15 protein-coding genes are annotated in these 19,011 nt (G+C 64.9%); 7 read left to right on the forward strand and 8 right to left on the reverse strand.

Annotated elements, in window-relative coordinates; translation table 11 throughout:
- Positions 1-45: 45 nt before the first annotated feature.
- Positions 46-654 carry a YqgE/AlgH family protein gene (locus tag LB538_RS05465; RefSeq protein WP_095767156.1) on the forward strand — a complete coding sequence of 203 codons (609 nt, stop codon included), beginning with the start codon at positions 46-48 and terminating at the stop codon, positions 652-654.
- 242 nt (positions 655-896) lie between these two features.
- Here the strand turns inward: LB538_RS05465 and LB538_RS05470 are convergent, their stop codons facing one another.
- The 4 genes from LB538_RS05470 to thrC are packed head-to-tail and all read right to left on the reverse strand — an operon-like array spanning position 897 to position 7,104.
- The gene (locus LB538_RS05470; RefSeq protein WP_176476983.1) at positions 897-3,785 is read right to left on the reverse strand and encodes an EAL domain-containing protein; all 2,889 of its coding nucleotides are present in this window, start codon (positions 3,783-3,785) and stop codon (positions 897-899) included.
- 2 nt (positions 3,786-3,787) lie between these two features.
- A complete protein-coding gene (locus tag LB538_RS05475; RefSeq protein ID WP_224526351.1) occupies positions 3,788-4,384 on the reverse strand; it encodes a GNAT family N-acetyltransferase in 597 nt (198 codons plus the stop codon).
- Positions 4,385-4,399: 15 nt separating this feature from the next.
- Entirely contained in the window at positions 4,400-5,692 is a 1,293-nt protein-coding gene (locus LB538_RS05480; RefSeq protein WP_095766779.1) for a M16 family metallopeptidase, read from the reverse strand.
- A 14-nt stretch (positions 5,693-5,706) separates the two neighbouring features.
- A complete protein-coding gene (thrC, locus tag LB538_RS05485) occupies positions 5,707-7,104 on the reverse strand; it encodes a threonine synthase (RefSeq protein ID WP_224526349.1) in 1,398 nt (465 codons plus the stop codon).
- Between the two features lie 128 nt (positions 7,105-7,232).
- Here thrC and LB538_RS05490 point away from each other — a divergent pair, with 128 nt between their 5' ends.
- Positions 7,233-7,976 (forward strand): hypothetical protein, encoded by a 744-nt coding sequence (locus LB538_RS05490; RefSeq protein WP_224526347.1) that lies wholly within the window; start codon positions 7,233-7,235, stop codon positions 7,974-7,976.
- 60 nt (positions 7,977-8,036) lie between these two features.
- On the opposite strand, the gene LB538_RS05495 is transcribed toward LB538_RS05490, so the two are convergent.
- On the reverse strand, positions 8,037-9,599 hold the full coding sequence (locus LB538_RS05495; RefSeq protein WP_224526345.1) for a winged helix-turn-helix domain-containing tetratricopeptide repeat protein: 1,563 nt from the start codon (positions 9,597-9,599) through the stop codon (positions 8,037-8,039).
- 109 nt (positions 9,600-9,708) lie between these two features.
- Between LB538_RS05495 and LB538_RS05500 the strand changes: the two genes are divergently transcribed.
- On the forward strand, positions 9,709-10,170 hold the full coding sequence (locus tag LB538_RS05500; protein ID WP_224526343.1) for a cupin domain-containing protein: 462 nt from the start codon (positions 9,709-9,711) through the stop codon (positions 10,168-10,170).
- A gap of 16 nt (positions 10,171-10,186) precedes the next feature.
- Here the strand turns inward: LB538_RS05500 and LB538_RS05505 are convergent, their stop codons facing one another.
- Positions 10,187-10,876 carry an HAD family hydrolase gene (locus LB538_RS05505; RefSeq protein ID WP_224526341.1) on the reverse strand — a complete coding sequence of 230 codons (690 nt, stop codon included), beginning with the start codon at positions 10,874-10,876 and terminating at the stop codon, positions 10,187-10,189.
- Positions 10,877-11,049: 173 nt separating this feature from the next.
- Here LB538_RS05505 and LB538_RS05510 point away from each other — a divergent pair, with 173 nt between their 5' ends.
- Positions 11,050-12,183 carry a site-specific DNA-methyltransferase gene (locus tag LB538_RS05510; RefSeq protein WP_224526339.1) on the forward strand — a complete coding sequence of 378 codons (1,134 nt, stop codon included), beginning with the start codon at positions 11,050-11,052 and terminating at the stop codon, positions 12,181-12,183.
- Positions 12,184-12,234: 51 nt separating this feature from the next.
- Here the strand turns inward: LB538_RS05510 and LB538_RS05515 are convergent, their stop codons facing one another.
- Entirely contained in the window at positions 12,235-12,846 is a 612-nt protein-coding gene (locus LB538_RS05515) for an HAD family hydrolase (RefSeq protein ID WP_224526337.1), read from the reverse strand.
- Positions 12,847-12,856: 10 nt separating this feature from the next.
- Positions 12,857-14,011 carry an A/G-specific adenine glycosylase gene (gene mutY / locus LB538_RS05520; RefSeq protein ID WP_224526335.1) on the reverse strand — a complete coding sequence of 385 codons (1,155 nt, stop codon included), beginning with the start codon at positions 14,009-14,011 and terminating at the stop codon, positions 12,857-12,859.
- A gap of 32 nt (positions 14,012-14,043) precedes the next feature.
- Here mutY and LB538_RS05525 point away from each other — a divergent pair, with 32 nt between their 5' ends.
- The 3 genes from LB538_RS05525 to smc all read left to right on the forward strand — a co-directional run bounded on the left by LB538_RS05525 (position 14,044) and on the right by smc (position 18,994).
- Positions 14,044-14,553: a DUF721 domain-containing protein gene (locus tag LB538_RS05525; RefSeq protein WP_224526333.1), complete on the forward strand. Its 510-nt coding sequence runs from the start codon at positions 14,044-14,046 to the stop codon at positions 14,551-14,553.
- 154 nt (positions 14,554-14,707) lie between these two features.
- Positions 14,708-15,469 (forward strand): DsbA family protein, encoded by a 762-nt coding sequence (locus tag LB538_RS05530; protein WP_224526331.1) that lies wholly within the window; start codon positions 14,708-14,710, stop codon positions 15,467-15,469.
- Between the two features lie 63 nt (positions 15,470-15,532).
- Positions 15,533-18,994, forward strand: coding sequence for a chromosome segregation protein SMC (gene smc, locus LB538_RS05535; RefSeq protein ID WP_224526329.1), 3,462 nt, complete (start codon positions 15,533-15,535; stop codon positions 18,992-18,994).
- The last annotated feature ends 17 nt before the right edge of the window (positions 18,995-19,011 follow it).

Consider the following 19,011-nt stretch of genomic DNA (forward strand, 5'->3'; position numbering starts at 1 on the left):
TGGCACCATCTTTTCGGCGCTGCCGAAACGCGTTACGCTGAGGCCATGGACTTGCTGCGCCACAAGAAGTCGGCCGCCGGACGCGGTTTCCTCGACGATCAGTTCCTGATTGCCATGCCCGGCATGAAGGACGACCGTTTCGCGCGCTCCGTCATCTACATCTGCGCCCATAGCGACGAGGGCGCGATGGGCCTGATCATCAATCAGACGCAGCAGATGCTGTTTCCGGACCTGCTTGTGCAACTCGGCATCATGAACGAGCAGGAAGCGATCCGCCTGCCGGCGCATACGCGCGATTTCGTCGTGCGCAACGGCGGGCCCGTCGACCGCAGCCGCGGCTTCGTGCTGCATTCGGGCGACTATCGCGTGGAATCCTCGCTCAACGTCTCCGACGATATCTGTCTGACGGCAACCGTCGATATTCTGCGCGCCATCTCGACCGGCCGCGGCCCGCGCCATGCCCTCATGGCGCTCGGCTATTCCGGCTGGGGCGCCGGCCAGCTCGAAACGGAGATCTCCGAGAATGGCTGGCTCACCTGTCCGGCGACGCCGGAGCTTCTCTTCGACACCGATATCGAGCGCAAATACGACCGTATCCTTGCCTCGATCGGCATCGACCTCGCCCATCTGAGCGCCGCCGCCGGACACGCTTAGCACGTTCGTCATCCTAGGGCGGAGCAAGGAGCGAAGCGAACGCGCGCAGACCCTAGGATCCATGCCGTTACATCGAGCATAGAGTGCAGCGGTGCAGAACTCTGCAACGCTTTTCAATGCGTTAACGTCACGGAATGGATTCTCGGGTCAAGCCCGAGAATGACGATGTGATGGACGTAACGGCCAATCGCAGAGTGTCTCGCTACTCGATTGGAACGACCGGCCGCATCAAGCGCGCCCACCTAAGCCTGGGTCAGCGGATACTGCTCCCTCAGCGTCTTCAGCACCTGGTCGCCGGGCATCGGCGCGCCGAACATGAAGCTCTGCACATATTCGCAGCCCATCTGGCGCAGCTCCAGCGCGTCGCTTTCATCCGAAATGCCTTCCGCCACGACCGAAAGCCCCAGCTCATGCGCCATGTTGACCATCGATTTGAGCAGCACGGCACGCTTCGGCGTGGCGTCGTCGACGAAGCTCTTGTCGATCTTGATGGTGTCGAAGGGGAAGCGCGTCAGGTAGGAGAGCGAGGAATAGCCGGTGCCGAAATCGTCGAGCGACAATCCGATGCCGAGCTGCTTCAGCTTGGTCAGCACATGCGCGGTCTGCTCGGGATTGTCCATCACCAGGGACTCGGTGAGCTCCAGCCGGAAGCAGCGCGGTTTCAGATTGGCGCGCGCTATGACCGAGCGGACGTCGCTGACCAGGTCGCGGCGGATGAGCTGGCGGCTGGACAGGTTGACCGACACCGACAGCGGCGCGTCGCCGATCTGCTTCTGCCAGGTCGCGAGGTCCTCGGCCGCCTGCTGCATGGCGAACAGGCCGAGCTGCACGATCAGCCCGCAATTCTCGGCGACCGGAATGAAGTCCCCCGGCGGGATCATGCCGCGGCGCGGATGGTCCCAGCGCAGCAGCGCCTCGAAGCCGGCGACGCTGCCATCCTCCAGCCGCACGATCGGCTGGTAGGCAAGCGTGAACTCGCGCCGCTCGATAGCGCGGCGAAGGTCGGATTCGAACTGCAGCCGGTCGGTGCCGACGGTGCGGAAGGCGGGACGGAAGGGCTCGATCCTGTCGCCGCCGAAACGCTTGGCCTGGTGCATGGCAAGCTCGGCGTCCTTGACCATGTCCTCGGCCGAAGTCTGCGCCGTCGTCCAGGTGATCAGGCCGATCGATGCGGTGAGCACGATTTCTCGCTTGGCGAAGGTGATCGGATTGTTGATCGCGTGCTTGATGGCGTCCGCCATGGCAGCGATGCGGGCCGGGTCCTGTTCCGAAAGCAGCATCAGCGCGAACTGGTCGCCGGCAAAGCGCGACAGCGAATCCTTCGGCTTGAGCAGCCGGTGCAGCCGGCGCGCGACAGTGAGCAGAATGGTGTCGCCGGCGGAGATGCCAAGGCCGTCATTGACCTGCTTGAAGCGATCGATGTCGATGATGAAGACCGTCGGGCGCACCTTCTCCTCGGTGCGGGCGATCGAGATGATCGCTTCCAGCCGGTTCATGAACAATTCGCGGTTCGGCAGGCCGGTCAAATTGTCATGCACGGCGTCGTGCAGCAGCCTTTCCTCGGATTTCTTCTGCTCGGTGACGTCGATCATGGTGCCGACGCAGCGGATCACCTCGCCGTCGGAGCCGATCACCGGGCGGGCGCGCAGCGAGAACCAGTGGTAATGGCCGTCGGCGCCGCGCAGGCGGAAGTTCTGCGCTACCTTGCCGCGCCTATGCTCCAGCACCACGTCGAGCGTGGTGCGGAACGTGTCGCGGTCGTCGGCATGCAGCACCGGCAGCCAGTTGCGGGCCGCACCCCCAAGGCTGTTGGGCGCAAGGCCGAGCTGCAGGCTGATGTCGGGCTTGGTCACCACGCGGTCGCGCAGCACGTCCCAATCCCAGACGATGTCGCCCGAGCCGGCGACGGCGAGCGCCTGCCGCTCCAGGTCGGAGAACAGGCCCTGATGCAGCGCGCCGCCGGCAAAGGCGTGCTGCATGACCGTGAAGCCGATCAAGAGGATGATCAGGATCAGCCCGCCGCCCAGCGCCGGCTGGGCGATGTCGTTGTCCAGCATGCCGGTGATCGCCATCCACGATCCGCATAGCCATAGCAACACCATCACCCAGCTCGGCACCAGCATGATCGCGCGGTCATAGCCGCGGATGCCGAGGAAGATGATCAGGCCGAGACCCGTGAGCGCGGTGGCGGCGAACGAGATGCGGGCAACGCCGGCGGCGACCGCCGGATCGACGATGGCGACCCCCGCGATCAACAGCAGCCCGAGGATCCAAACCAGCGCGCCGTAGCTGAAATGACCATGCCACCGGTTGAGGTTGAGATAGGCGAACAGGAACACCACGAAGGTTCCGGCCAAGGCCACCTCCGTGCCGGCCCGCCAGATCTGCTCGTTGCCGGGCGATATCTCGATGATCTTGTTGAGGAAGCCGAAGTCGACGCAGATATAGGCCAGTACCGCCCAGGCGAGCGCCGCGGTCGCCGGGAACATCGAGGTTCCCTTGACCACGAACAGGATCGTCAGGAACAGCGCAAGAAGCCCCGAAATGCCGATGACGATGCCGCGAAACAGCGTGTAGGAGTTGACCGAGTCCTTGTAGGAATCCGGCTCCCAGAGATAGACCTGCGGCAGTTTCGGCGAGGCGAGCTCGGCGATGAAGGTCACCACCGTTCCGGGGTTCAGCGTCACCCGGAACACGTCGGCGTCGGGGCTTGTCTGGCGGTCGAGCGCGAAGCCCTCGCTGGGCGTGATGGCGGCGATGCGCGTGGAGCCGAGATCCGGCCAGAAGATGCCGGAATTCACCAGCCGGAAATGCGGCGCGACGATCAGCCGGTCGAGCTGCTGGTCGGTGGTGTTGGCGAGCGCGAAGACGGCCCAGTCGCCGCTCGAGCGAGCATCATTGGCTTCCACTTCGATGCGCCGCACGATGCCGTCGGGGCCGGGCGCCGTCGAGACCTGGAAATTCTCACCCTGGTTCCGGTAGATTTCCACGGCGCGCGATAGGTCCAGCGCCTTGTCGTCGCGAGCGATCTTGATCGGCTCGACGGCAAAAGCCGGCATGGCCGAAAAAAGCGTGACGACGACCGTCATGATGAGGGCGAATAGCGACGCTAATCGCGGAAAATTCGTCACAATCAGCCCTTCGTTCCATCGCCCGGCGGATCGTCCGCGATCCGGGCGTAGAGGTAGTGATCCTGCCAGATGCCGTTGATCCTGAGATAGGATCGCAGAAGTCCTTCGCGCCGGAATCCGGCTTTTTCAAGCACACGGATCGACCGGGCATTTTCGGGAATACAGGCAGCTTCGATCCGGTGCAACCGCAGCGTATCGAAGGCGAAGCGCGACACCAGCTTGACCGCCTCGGTCATCATGCCGCGGCCGCCGAAGCGTTCACCAATCCAGTAGCCGATATGGCCGCTCTGCGCGACGCCGTGGCGGATGTTGCCGAGCGTGATGCCGCCGGCGAGCTTGCCGCTCGGTTTTTCGAAGATGAAGAAGGCGATGGCCGTGCCTTGGGCATAATCCTCGCGGTAGCGGCTGATGCGCAGGCGCCAGGCATTGCGGTCGAGCTCGTCCGGCTGCCAGCGCGGTTCCCAAGGTTCGAGGAAGGCGCGGCTTTCGCCGCGCACCGCCGACCATTCGCGGTAATCGTTGGTCAAGGGCACGCGCAGCGTGACCTTGTCGCCCTTCAGTGCCGGCAGGTCGCGGCGAAAGAAAGGGAGCGCGAACACGGTTTTGGTCGAAGATCAGACGGCGAGCCGGCGGGCCGTCGTCTGCGGGCCCGCAAGCGATTCGAGGATCGCCTCGTAGGGCGCCAGCGTGCCCACGGGACCGACCGCGGTAAGCGTCGGCTTGGTCGAGAACAGCCGCGAGGAGAGATCGGTCAGCCGCTCGACGGTCAGCGCCGAAAGCCGCTCCATCAATTCCTCTTTGGCAATCGGCCGCCCGAACAACAGCAGTTGCCGGGCAATCTGCGAGGCGCGGCTCGCTGGGCTTTCAGCCGACATGATCAGGCCGGCGCGATATTGCGCCCGCGCCCGGTCGAGCTCGTCCTGCTGGATGCTCTCGCCCGCCTTCTGCAATTCACCGATGATCACCGGCACCAGCTTGGCGATGTCGCTCTGCCCGGTGGCGGCATGCACGCCGAAGATGCCGGTGTCGGAAAAACCCCAGTGGAAGGCATAGACCGAGTAGCAGAGGCCACGCTTCTCGCGCACCTCCTGGAACAGCCGCGACGACATGCCGCCGCCCAGGATCATCGACAGCACCTGCGAGGCATAGAAATCGCGCACATGGTAGGCGCGGCCCTCGAAGCCGAGCACGATCTGCGCATCCATCAGGTCGCGGTCCTCGCGGAAGTCGCCGCCGACATATTGCGCATATTGCGGGATATTGCCCGCCGCCTTGGCGCGGAAGCCGCCAAGCCGCTTCTCGACCTCGCGCACGAAATTGTCGTGCTTGACGTCTCCGGCGGCCACGACGACCATCCGCTCCGCGTCATATTGGCGCTCGATGAAGCTGTGCAGCTGTTTGGAGGTGAAGGATTTGACCGTCTCCGGCGTGCCGAGGATCGAGCGGCCGATGGTCTGATGACGGAAAGCCGTTTCGGTGAAGCGGTCGAAGACGATGTCGTCGGGCGTGTCATGCGCGGCGCCGATCTCCTGCAGGATCACATGCTGCTCGCGCTCCAGCTCGTCGGGGTCGAATTCGGATTCCTGCAGGATGTCGGCCAGGATGTCGACCGCCAGCGGCACGTCGTCGGAAAGCACCCTGGCGTAGTAGGAGGTCGTCTCGACGCTGGTGGCGGCGTTGATCTCGCCGCCGACATTCTCGATTTCCGAGGCGATCTCGAAGGCGCTGCGGCGCTTCGTGCCTTTGAACGCCATGTGCTCGAGCAGATGAGCCATGCCATGCTCTTCGTCGCGCTCGTTGCGGGCGCCTGACTTGACCCAGACACCAAGGGCAACCGATTCGATGCTTGGAAGGGTTTCGGTGGCGACTGTCAGGCCGTTCGACAGACGGCTTACCTCAACACCCATATGGCAAGTACTCCCTAACGCGCCGCCCGCGAGTGGCGGTCCACGTAATCTTCCACCATTTTCAAGTCGGATGGAAGTATCGTGTATTTTTCGTCGGCTGTCATCAAGCCGCCTAGCCATGCGGGCAGGGCAGGGGTGATGCCGCTTGCGGCCTCGACCGCCGCCGGGAATTTCGCCGGATGCGCGGTGCCGAGCACCACCATGGGCACCGCGCCGGAGTCCTGGGTGGCGGCGACACGGACGGCTGCGGCCGTATGCGGATCGAGCAGGTAGTTGCTCGCCTCGAGCGTCGCGCGGATGGTGGCGGCGACCTCGTCGACGCTAGCGCGGCCGGCGTCGAATTCGGCGCGGATGCGCTTGAGCTCGCCCTCCTCGATGGTGAAGGCGCCCGACTGCTTCAGGCCGTTCATATAGCGCCGCACCGTCTCGGCATTGCGGCCTGCGGCCTCGAACAGCAGCCGCTCGAAATTAGACGACACCTGGATGTCCATCGACGGCGAGGTCGTGGCGAACACGCCCTTGGTGCGGTATTCGCCGCTTGCCAGCGTGCGCGCCAGGATGTCGTTGTCGTTGGTGGCGATAATCAGCCGCTCGATCGGCAGGCCCATGCGCTTGGCGGCGTAGCCTGCGAAAATATCGCCGAAATTGCCCGTCGGCACGGTGAAGGAGACCGGCCTGTCGGGCGCGCCGAGCGACAGGGCCGACGAGAAGTAATAGACGATCTGGGCCATGATGCGGGCCCAGTTGATCGAATTCACACCCGACAGCGACACCCTGTCGCGAAAGGCGTGGTCGTTGAACATGTCCTTAACCAGGCCCTGGCAGTCGTCGAAATTGCCTTCGACCGACAGCGCATGGACGTTTGCCGCGCTCGACGTCGTCATCTGGCGCTGCTGCACCGGCGATACCTTGCCGTGCGGGAACAGGATGAAGATGTCGGTGCGGTCGCGGCCGGCGAACGCATCGATCGCGGCACCCCCGGTGTCGCCCGAGGTCGCGCCGACGATGGTGGCGCGTTTGCCCCGTTCCGAAAGCACATGATCCATCAGCCGCGCCAGCAACTGCATCGCCACGTCCTTGAAGGCCAGCGTCGGGCCGTGGAACAGCTCGAGGATGAAGGTGTTTTTCCCGGTCTGCACCAGCGGGCAGACGGCCTCATGCCGGAAAGTCGCATAGGCCTCGCGCACCAGCCGCTCGAAGACGGGCGCCGCGATCTCGCCGCCGAGGAACGGCGTCAGCACGCGGATGGCAAGGTCCGGATAGGCAAGGCCACGCATGGCGCGGATGTCGGCGGCCGAAAACTGTGGCCACTCGCGCGGCACGTAGAGCCCGCCGTCGCGCGCCAGGCCAGCCAGCACAGCGTCGGAAAATCCAAGCGCGGGCGCATCCCCGCGGGTACTCACATATTGCATCGTCAAAGGCCTGTTGCTGCCGGTCGCGTCATCCACGGCAATTGGTTAATTTTCCGAGCCCGCTCAGTCGCATTTTTGCCGCGCGGTTGCTATACGTCACCGGCTTTGTGAGAGGGAAGTGCAGTTTCATGGCGTTTTATTCGGTCAACCGTCGTTTTGTCGCGGGTCTGGCGCTCACCGGCTTTATGCTTGCCGCCGCCGGCTGCCAATCGAGCGACAATGGTATTCTTAGCTTTGGTCTGACCAAGAAGGATCCTGTCGCGCCGCCGCCGCCGCAGGATCCCAAGATCCTTGCCAGCCAGCTGCGAGCCTATTGTCCGAAGGTGACGCTGCGCGACGGCACTGCCTATTTCAACACCTATGCCAAGGGCACGACGGCGAAGCCCAAGAAAAAGAAGGTTGACGCCGCGGCCGACGCCGAGGCCGAGGCAGCCGCCGCGGCCGCACAGACCGGACCCAACGGCCAGCCGATCGATCCCGCTCACGATCCGTCGAAGATTATCTACCAGGCGTCGATCACCGACGTGACGCGCGATTGCACCCATGCCAACGGCCAGATGTCGATGAAGATAGCCGTCGCCGGCAAGATCGTGCCGGGGCCGATGTTCGCGCCCGGCACCGTCACCATGCCGATCCGCATCGCAGTTCAGCATGGCGACGAGGTGCTTTATTCGCAGCTGCATCCGTATCAGGTGCAGGTTACCGACCCATCGGCCGCTACCCAATTCGTCTTCGTCGACAGCAATGTCGTGGTGCCGGAGCCGACCGCGCGCGACTACCAGGCCTATGCCGGCTATGACGAGAACACGCCGGTCGCCTCGGCGGACAAGGCGAAAGGCAAGAGGAAGAAGCGCGCTCCGGCGACCAACTGAGCAAGGGCAGGAAACAACGACGGCGTCTCGCTGGCCAAACGAAACAGACGTGTTCGTCGTCTATTCAGGTAATCCGGCTGCCCGTAATGCGCTGCCAAGAGCCTGCGCGAGCGCGGGCGCGCAATTCACGCCTGCAAACTGGCGGCCGTAGCGAAAGCCAGGCTGAAGCTCGATCACGCGGGCAGCGGCCGCCCTCGCTTCGTCCAATCGGCCAAGCTTGGCCAGCGCGGCGGCCAATTGCACATAGGTGATGCTGTGCGCCGGATTGGCTTGGACGGACTTGTAGGCAGCACGGCAAGCCTCTTCGTAACGGCCGCGCAGCAAATAGCTCATCGCCTGCGCGTCAAATGCGGCCCAGGCCCAGGAATCGAACGGGCTCAACCGCATTCCCTGCTCGCTCCACTCTATTGCGCGCTCTGCTTCACCGCTCCATCCGAGCATGACGCTGCCGAGGATGTAGGTCAGCGCCGATGACGGGCTGATGGCAAGCGCAGCTTCCAATGCCGCGAATGCGCCGGCGCGATCATGCGCATCCATTCCGATGGAAAAGCCCGCCCATGTGAGGGCGAGCGCATCATCCTGCCCGTGGACAATGGCCGACCGCGCGTGGCGGATCGAAGACGCACGGTTGATCTCCTGCAGGCCGGCGCGAAGGAACAGGCAATGATGGCACATCGCGGCATTGCCATGCGCCAGCGCATAGGCCGGTTCGAGCGCGAGCGCACGCTCGAGCAGCACCAGCGCCCTGGTCACCTGATCCGGCATGCCTGAATCCACGTCTGGCTGGGCCTGCAGCACGAGATCGTAGGCATCTAGACTGTCGGGGCGCTTGCGCCTGACTCGTTCGATTTCGGCTTTCCGCACGCTTGGCGCAATCGCTCCTACTGCTGCCAGTGCGATCTCGTCTTGGAGCGCGAAGATGTCTTCGGAGCTGCGATCGTAGCGCTCGGCCCAGACATGAGCGCCGGTCGATGCATCGATCATCTGCGCGGTAACACGAACGCTGCCGCCGGCCTTGCGCACGCTGCCTTCGAGGACATAACGAACGCCAAGCTCGCGGCCGACCTGCTTCACGTCGATGGCGCGACCCTTGTAGCTGAAGGTCGAGTTTCGCGCGATGACGAACAGCCATTTGATGCGCGCTAGGCCTGTGATGATGTCGTCCACCATCCCATCGGCAAAATACTCCTGCTGCGGGTCGCCGCTCAAATTCGAGAACGGCAGGACCGCGATCGAGGGCTTCTCAGGCAAGCTCGGTGCCGACGCGGTGCGGGTGGTGGCCGAGGTGTCGGGAACATTGGTGGCGACGGCCGGTCCGACATAGCGATAGCCGCGGCGCGGCAAAGTCTCGATCCAACTCGCGACATTCGCTGCGTCGGCCAGAGTCCGGCGCAAGGCTGCAATCTGAACCGTCAGATTGTTATCGGCAACCGCCGATCCGCCCCAGCCGGCGTCGATCAGCGCGTCCTTCGATACGGGTTGGCCCGCATTCTGGATCAGCAGCCGCAGCAGCGCCACGGCGCGCCGCCCGAGCATGGTCGGCTCGGCCCCGTAAAAGAGAATGCCCACCTCAGGATCGAGGCGGAACGGGCCGAACTGGTAGGCGTCGCCCCTGGCTGTCATTCGAGTCTTTTAGCAAATTTTTGGCAACGGATTCACGACTTTCCGGTGTGAGCAGCCGATGTTGCGCGAACGCTTGCCGCAAACAAGCGCCCTGTCAGAGGAGGATCAAATGAGCGCTGATGCCGTCATCCGCATGCCCGACGAGAAGAAGGGCGTCATGTTGCGTGGCCATCCAATGGCTTTCCTCGTTACCGATGAAAATACCAGGCATACGAGCATGTTCGACTGGACGATCCCGCCGGAATTCGCCACCGGGCGGCATGTTCACCGGGTGCAGGAGGAGACCTTTTACCTGCTCGAGGGCGAGTGTGAATGGCATGTCGGAGACAGGACGGTCCGGGCAACGCCCGGCACCTTTCTGTTCATCCCGCCGGGAATACCGCACAACATCACGAATGTCAGCGAGAAGCCGGCGCGCGTGCTGATGACCGTCTCTCCGCCCGGTCACGAACATTATTTCGAAGAGCTTGCCGAACTCACGGCGCATGGTGCGCCGGATCCGAAAGCGCTCGCCGATCTGCGAAACCGCTACGACACCGACCAGCTGACGACGCTGACGACGCGCTCCTAGCCGGGTCCCTTGAATTCTAGGCGTCCTCGGACCACTCCGACAGCGCCGCGATCGTGCTGTTGAGCTCCGCCCAGCGCCGGATGACCGTTTCGGCGCCGGCCTCGGTCAGCGCATCGGCATGGCCCGGATAGCTGTGCCCGGCGCCGGTGAAGCCGATGACGCGCATGCCGGCGGCCCTGGCGCCGGCGATGCCGTGCACGGAATCCTCGATCACGAAAGTGTTCTTCGGGTTGGCGCCGAGCTTTTCGGCGGCGTAGAGAAACACGTCCGGCGCCGGCTTGGTCTTCTTGCTGGGAATATCGAGGCCCGAAAAGATGCGGCCGGCGAAGAACGGCAGCAGCCGCACCTTCTCCAGCATGAATTCGACCCGCTCAGTGCGTGAATTGGAGCAGACGGCGCGTGGCGCGGTTACGGCCGCCACCGCCTCGCGAGCGCCGTCGATGATGCGCACGTCTGCGCGCAGCTTGCGGTCGACGAGCTCCTCCTCACGGTCGATCAGCGAGGCCTGGAATGGGATCCGCGACTTCTCCTCGACCCGCAACATGATGTCCTTGAAGGTCAGGCCGGCATAGGTCTCGGCAAGCTCCTCGGCCGAAATCTCGAATCCTGCCGACGTCAGAAGCTCGGCATCGACGCGCGCGGCGATGATTTCGGAATCGACGAGCACGCCGTCGCAATCGAAGATGACAAGGTCTGGCTGGGGCATGGCAATCCGGACGTTGAGAAGGGGAGCGTGGCATGGCTGGCCCAAGCGGTGCGGCATACACCAACAGGCCGCTCTTCGCAAACCGAGCAAGCGTCTGCAGCCTTCACTGAATGTTTACGCTGATCGGTAACCATAACAGTCAGTAAACCGTAACGCGTGCTTTGGGTGTTTTGATGTCTGCCATGCGTCTTCTCGACGAGCTTTCCCACGCTCCCCAACAGTCCGAATGGCTGGATACCATCCTGAAGGGCGATTGCGTCGCCGCCCTCGACCGGCTGCCGGAAAAGTCGATCGACGTCATCTTCGCCGACCCGCCCTATAATCTGCAGCTCGACGGCGACCTGCACCGGCCCGACCAGTCCAAGGTCGACGCCGTCGACGACGACTGGGATCAATTCGAGAGTTTCGAGGCTTATGACGCCTTTACCCGTGCCTGGCTGCTCGCGGCGCGCCGCGTGCTGAAGCCCAGCGGCACCATCTGGGTCATCGGCTCCTATCACAACATCTTCCGCGTCGGCGCCCGCATGCAGGATCTCGGCTTCTGGATCCTGAACGACATCGTCTGGCGCAAGACCAACCCGATGCCGAATTTCCGTGGCCGGCGCTTCCAGAACGCGCATGAGACGATGATCTGGGCCTCGCGAGACCAGAAGGCCAAGGGCTATACTTTCAACTACGAAGCGCTGAAGGCCTCGAACGACGACCTGCAGATGCGCTCCGACTGGCTGTTCCCGATCTGCACCGGCGGCGAGCGGCTCAAGGACGAGAATGGCAACAAGCTGCATCCGACGCAGAAGCCGGAGGCCTTGCTTGCCCGCATCATGATGGCCTCGACCAAGCCGGGCGACGTCGTGGTCGATCCCTTCTTCGGTTCCGGCACCACCGGCGCCGTCGCCAAGCGCCTGGGCCGCCACTTTGTCGGCATCGAGCGCGAGCAAGCCTATATCGATGCCGCCAATGAGCGCATCGCCGCGGTACGGCCCCTGGAAAGCGCCGATCTCACCGTGCTGTCCGGCAAGCGCGCCGAACCGCGCGTCGCCTTCATCAGCCTGCTCGACAATGGCCTGGTGGCCCCGGGCGCCACGCTCTACGACGCCAAGAAGCGCTGGGCGGCCAAAGTGCGCGCCGACGGCACGCTGGCCATCGGCGACAGCGCCGGCTCCATCCACAAGATCGGCGCCGAGGTGCAGGGGCTGGATGCCTGCAATGGCTGGACCTTCTGGCACTATGAGCGCAGCGGCGGCTTGACCCCGATCGACGAGCTGCGCCGCATCGCCCGCCTCGGCATGGAGCGGGCAGGGGGCTGATTCGCCTGAAGCTGAACCAAAACATCAACGGATCGCCGCAAGCGATTCAGATCAGGCAGCAATCCCCAGCCGCTCAAGGTCTGCTTTAAGCGTCTCGGCGTCGGTGAACAGCACCGCCTGCCAGCCGGCGGCCTTGGCGCCGTCGACATTCTTCTGGCTGTCGTCGATGAATAGCGAAGCCGCCGGATCGAGCCCGAACGAAGCGACGTGATGGTCGTAGATGGCGCGGTCCGGCTTGATCAGGCCGATGTCGCCGGAGACCGTGATGCCGCGCGGCTTTTCAAGGAACGGAAAACGGGCGCGAGCCTCGCGGAATGTGTCCGACGCCCAGTTGGTGAGCAGGGTCACGTCGCGGCCGTCATCGATCAGGCCCTCGAGCAGCGCGACGCTGTCGTCATAGGCATGCGGCACCATATCGTGCCAGTGGCGGCGGAAGTTGCGGATGTTCTCGGCATGGGCGGGATGCTCGGCGATCAGCAACGACTCGGCTTCTTCCCAGGTCCGGCCACGGTCCTGCTCGATGTTCCAGGCGCTTGTGCAGACATTGTCGAAGAACCACCGCCGCTCCTCGGCATCGGGGATCAGGCGGCTGAACGGAATGTCCGGATCATAATGGATAAGCACCTTGCCGATGTCGAAGACAATATGGCGGATTTCGGTCATTGCGGTCCTTTCAATGCGGGTGCTGCTTTTTGGTCGCGCCCGGTATGGCCGTCTCGATTACCTTTTTCATGACGGTGGGCAGCGCTTCCCCCGAAATTTCATGGGCCAGCGACCAGAAATGCCCCGCCGGCGCATCGCGCTTGACGTGGGCATGGAAGATTTCGAGCTCGAGAGCGAAATGGGTGAAGACATGGCCGATCTGCCCGGCGCGCCGCCAATCGGCGGCAAAAGGTGCGGCATCCGCCGTCGTCGCGCCATCCACCCTGGCGGTCCAGGCGGTGGTCGGCACCTCCGTCATGCCGCCGAGCAGGCCTTTGTCGGGCCGCTTGCGCAAGAGGATGGCGCCGTCGGCGCGCTCGGCGACGAAGGCGGCACCCTTGCGCAGCGGCTTGTCGTCTTTCGGCAGGCGGACCGGAAAGCGTTCCGGATCGCCGCTGAGAATGGCGCTGCAATCCTCGCGCACCGGGCACAGCATGCAGCGCGGCCGCTTCGGCGTGCAGATCGTCGCACCGAGATCCATCATCGCCTGGGCGAAATCGCCGGGCCGCGTTTGCGGGACCAGCTTTTCCACCAGGGCGCGGATTTGCGGTTTGGCTTCGCTAAGCGGCGTCTCGATCGAATAGAGCCGGGCCACGACCCGCTCGACATTGCCGTCAACGACTGCCGCCGGCCGGTCGAAGGCGATCGCCGCGATCGCCGCCGCTGTGTAGGCACCAATGCCGGGCAATTCGCGCAGGCCCGCCTCGGTGTCGGGAAAGCGGCCGCCTCGCAGCGCCACGAGGTCGGCGCAGGCCTTCAGGTTGCGCGCTCTTGAGTAATAGCCGAGCCCGGCCCAGGCCTTCATCACGTCCTCGGCGGGCGCCGCCGCCAGCGCCTCGACCGTCGGCCATTTCTCGACGAACTTGCGGAAATAGGCTTTTACCGCCTCGACCGTGGTCTGTTGCAGCATCACCTCGGACAACCAGATGCGATAGGGGTCGGGCCTTTCGCCGCGCGCAAACGCGCCGGGCGTCACGCGCCAGGGCAAGTCGCGATGATGCGCATCATACCAGGCAAGCAGGCAGGCCCCGATATCCCGGGATCCAGCTTTGCTGGTATCTCCGGATCCCGCGTCGCCGGATGCGGCCTGCTGTGATGCCTTGCGGGTCTGGTTTAGTGGTGCCATTGATCGGATGAACTGGGGACTGGAGAACGCACATGGCAGGGAAAAGGCCCTTCGGCAATCCCGTTCCGGTCAGCGATCTCGCGACCGAGATCCTCGATCCGGTGCTGAAGAAGCGCGCCGGCATCTCGATCGGGCTGGTGCAGTCCTGGGAAGAAATCGCCGGGCCTCGGCTCGCCAGCCATTCGCGGCCGGAGAAGATCCAGTGGCCGCGCCGCCTGCACGAAGACGATCCGTTCGAGCCGGCGACGTTGATCATCGCCTGCGAGGGCATGGCCGCGCTGCATCTGCAGCACGAGGCCGGCGAGGTGATCAACCGCGTCAACGCCTTCCTGGGTTTCAACGCGGTCGGCCGCATCAAGATTCTGCAAAAACCGGTGCTTTCGCAAAAGGCGCGCCCAAAGCCGGCGCCGCGGCCTTTGAGCGAGGCCGAAAAATCGAAGCTTTCGCGCATGGTCGGCAAGATCGAGGACGACGGCCTGCGCGCTTCGCTGGAGCGGCTCGGCGCCACAATTATGGGTGAAAGGAAGCCCAAAGGGTCGTAAGAAGCGTCATGAATGCGTTACCGATCTCGCGCATTCGTGATGCTTGTGATCAAGTTTCCCGATTGGATTGGGGATCGCGATGCCTTAATTCGCGCCAACTCTCGCCTTTTCTAGCCCTTGCATTGCAAAATCCAACCGATATCAGGTGATTCGCATGAACCGTGCCCCGTTTGGCAAAAGCCCGTTTGGCAATAGCTTGTCTCGCAGAAACCTTCTGACCACGCTGGCTGCTGTTCCTGCGGTGGCGCTGCTTGCAGCATGCAGCGACTCCGGCGAGGAGGCCAAGGCCGCCGATGTGAAGCCGGCCAACCCGTCGACGCCTGCCAAGCCGGCCGCGACGCCTGCGGCGGCCCAGGTGCCCGAGGCGCAGGGCACCGTCGACATGGCGGAGCTGCTGAAGCCCGGCGCGCTGCCCGACAAGCAGCTCGGCAAGGACGACGCCAAGGTCACAATCGTCGAATACGCATCGATGACCTGCCCGCATTGCGCGCATTTCAACGACACCACCTTCCCTCAGTTGAAGTCGAAATACATCGACACCGGCAAGGTCCGTTACATCCTGCGCGAATTCCCATTCGACCCGAGCGCGGAGGCCGGCTTCATGCTGGCGCGCTGCTCGAAGGACAATTACTTCGCCATGGTCGACGTGCTGTTCAAGCAGCAGCCGAGCTGGGTTGGCGTCAGCAACACCAAGGAAGCGCTGCTGCAGATCTCGAAGCTCGCCGGTTTTACACAGGAGTCCTTTGAGTCCTGCTTGACGGACCAGAAGCTTCTGGACGATGTGAGAGCAGTCCAGAAACGCGGAGCGGACGAGTTCAAGGTCGACTCGACGCCGACCTTCTTCATCAACGGAAAGACCTACAAAGGGGCGATGTCGATTGAGGAAATGTCGGCCATCATCGACCCTCTGCTCTGACATCCAGGCCGCGCCGAAGCGGTCCGGCTTCGGCGCGCACCCCTGTAGTGTTGGGCGGCGCGAATGAAGTTTTCGCGCCTTCGCCTCCTTGGTTTCAAATCCTTCGTCGAGCCCGGCGAGTTCGTCATCGAACGCGGGCTGACCGGCATTGTCGGGCCGAACGGCTGCGGCAAGTCGAACCTCGTCGAAGCGCTGCGCTGGGTAATGGGCGAAAGCTCCTACAAGAACATGCGCGCGTCCGGCATGGACGACGTGATCTTCTCGGGCTCGGGTGCGCGGCCTGCGCGCAACACCGCCGAAGTCACGCTTTTCCTCGACAACACCGACCGCACGGCACCCGCCGCCTTCAACGATGCCGATGAGCTGCAGGTGTCGCGCCGCATCGAGCGCGAGGCGGGCTCGCTCTACCGCATCAACGGCAAGGAAGCGCGCGCCAAGGACGTGCAGCTTCTGTTCGCCGACCAATCGACCGGCGCGCGCTCGCCCTCGATGGTCGGGCAGGGCCGCATCGGCGAGCTGATCCAGGCCAAGCCCCAGGCCCGTCGCGCGCTGCTCGAAGAGGCGGCAGGCATTTCCGGCCTGCACACGCGCCGTCATGAAGCCGAGCTCAGACTGAAGGGTGCCGAGCAGAATCTCGAGCGGCTGGACGACGTCGTCGGCGAGCTGGAAGGCCAGATCGAGAGCCTGAAGCGCCAGGCGCGCCAGGCCTCGCGCTTCAAGAACTTGTCGGCCGATATCCGCAAGGCCGAGGCAACGCTCTTGCATCTGCGCTGGACGCTGGCCAAGGCGCAGGAAGGCGAGGCGCGTTCAGCGCTTGCCGTCGCCACCACGCTGGTCGGCGACCGCGCCGCCGCCCAGATGGCGGCGGCCAGGGAGCAGGGCATCGCCGCGCACCGGCTGCCCGATCTGCGCGACGCCGAAGCCGCCGCCGCCGCCGCCTTCCAGCGCCTGTCGATCGCCAAGACCCAGATCGAGGAAGAGGCCGGCCGCATCCGTGCGCGCCAGACCGAGCTCGAACGCCGGCTGCAGCAGCTCGACGCCGACATCGCCCGCGAGGAGCGGATGGTGCGCGACAATGCCGACATCCTCGAGCGCCTGCGCACCGAGGAAGCCGAGCTCAACTCGGAAAATGCAGGTGCTGCCGAGCGCGAGGCGACCACGCGCGCCGCCTTCGAGCAGGCCGGCGCGACGCTCTCGCAAAGCGAGGCAAAACTTGCCGCGCTGACCGCCGAGCGCGCCGAGGCGGCTGCCTCGCGCCACCAGATCGAGCGTAGCTTGCGCGAGACCGCCGAGCGCCGCGACCGCTTCGCGCGCCAGCTCGCCGACGTCGATCGCGAGCTTTCCGATATCGTCGCGCGGATTTCCGGCCTGCCCGATCCGGCCGAAAAGCGGCTGCTGGTCGAGGACGCGCTGGCTCGGCTGGAAGAGAGCGAGGCCGGCGCCATTTCCGCCGAGCAGGCCGTCGCCGAGGCGCGCGCCGCCGAAAACGCCGCCCGCCCGCCGCTGCAGGATGCAAGGGCGGAACTGGCGCGCATCGAGACCGAGGCGCGCACGCTGGCAAAGATCCTCAACGCCACCAGCGGCGGCGATCTTTTCCCTTCGGTGCTAGAGCAGATCAGCGTCGAGCGCGGCTATGAGACGGCGCTGGGCGCGGCCTTGGGCGAGGACCTCGACGTCCCGCTCGACCGCAGCGCCCCGGTGCATTGGGGCGAAAGCGCGGTGCAGCCCGGCGATGCGTCATTGCCCGAAGGCGTGAAGAGCTTGGCCAGCGTCGTGCGCGCGCCGGCGCAGCTTGCGCGCCGCCTGGCGCAGGTCGGCATCGTCGATGCCGCCGACGGCCGCCGTCTTCAAGCATTGTTGGCGCCCGGCCAGCGGCTGGTCAGCCGCGACGGCGCGCTCTGGCGCTGGGACGGCCTCACCGCAAGCGCCGACGCCCCGACCGCCGCCGCGCTGCGGCTGGCGCAGAAGAACCGTCTGGCCGAGCTCGACGCCGAAGCCGTGCAGGCGACGCGCGTCGTGCGCGAGGCCGAGGAAGCGCTGGCTCGCGCCGAGCAGGCGATGCGCCTGGCAAGTGAGGCCGAGCGCAATGCTCGCCAGGCCGGCCGCGATGCCCAGCATGCGCTGGATGCCGCGCGTAACGCGCTGGCCGAGGCCGAGAAGGCTGGCGGCGAGCTGTTGAGCCGGCGCGCCGCGCTAGAAGAGGCACGCGCTCGCATCGTTGACAGCCACGAGGAGACGCAGGCCTCCTTCCTCGAAGCCGAGGAGATGCTGAAGGACGCGCCCGATCTCGGCGATCTGCAGCTTCAACTCGAACAGGCTTCCGCCAACGTCTCGCGCGACCGCGCCACGCTTGCCGATGCACGCGCCGTGCATGAAGGGCTGCGGCGCGAGGCCGAGGCGCGCATTCGCCGGTTGGACGCCATCGGTGCCGAGCGCAAAAACTGGGTGGAGCGCGCCGAAAATGCCTCGACGCAGATCGCCGCCCTTGGCGAGCGCAAGGCAGAAGCCGAAGCCGAGCGCGAGCGGCTGGCCGATGCGCCCGACGAGATCGACGCCAAGCGCCGTGCCCTGCTGACGCAGCTTTCCGAGGCCGAGGCGCTGCGCAAGGCTGCCGGCGACCGCCTGCAGGAGGCGGAAAACAAGCAGGCGGAGCTCGACAAGGCGGCCACCGCTGCCATCCAGTCGCTCGCCGAATCGCGCGAAACCCGCGTTCGCGCCGAGGAGCGGCTGACCGCGGCGGATGAACGCCGCGCCGAGGTCGAGGCGCGCATCCAGGAGGCGCTGAACACGCCGCCACATCTGGTCATCAAGCATACCGGCCTCGAAGCCGACGATCCGATGCCCGACATGGCCGAGATCGAACGCCAGCTCGACCGGCTGAAGATCGAGCGCGAGCGGCTCGGCGCCGTGAACCTGCGCGCCGAGGAGGAGCAGAAGGAACTGTCCGACAGGCTGGAAACCATCGTTTCCGAGCGCGAGGACATCATCGAGGCGATCCGCAAGCTGCGCCAGGCAATCCAGAGCCTCAACCGCGAGGGCCGCGAGCGGCTGCTGTCGGCCTTCGAGGTGGTCAACGGCCATTTCCAGCGGCTCTTCTCGCATCTCTTCGGCGGCGGCACGGCCGAGCTGCAGTTGATCGAGTCGGAGGATCCGCTGGAGGCGGGGCTGGAAATCCTCGCCCGCCCGCCCGGCAAGAAGCCGCAGACTATGACGCTGCTTTCCGGCGGCGAGCAGGCGCTGACCGCGATGTCGCTGATCTTCGCGGTGTTCCTCACCAACCCCGCGCCGATCTGCGTGCTCGACGAGGTCGACGCGCCGCTCGACGATCACAATGTCGAGCGCTTCTGCAATTTGATGGACGAGATGTCGAAGACCACCGAGACGCGCTTCGTCATCATCACCCACAACCCCATCACCATGGCGCGCATGGACCGGCTGTTCGGCGTCACCATGGCCGAGCAGGGCGTCAGCCAGCTGGTCTCGGTCGATCTGCAGGCTGCCGAAGCGATGCGCGAGGCGAGCTGAGAGCTCGGCCGGTTCAG

This window comes from Mesorhizobium sp. Ca11 (genome assembly GCF_020165275.1).
Lineage (GTDB): Bacteria > Pseudomonadota > Alphaproteobacteria > Rhizobiales > Rhizobiaceae > Mesorhizobium.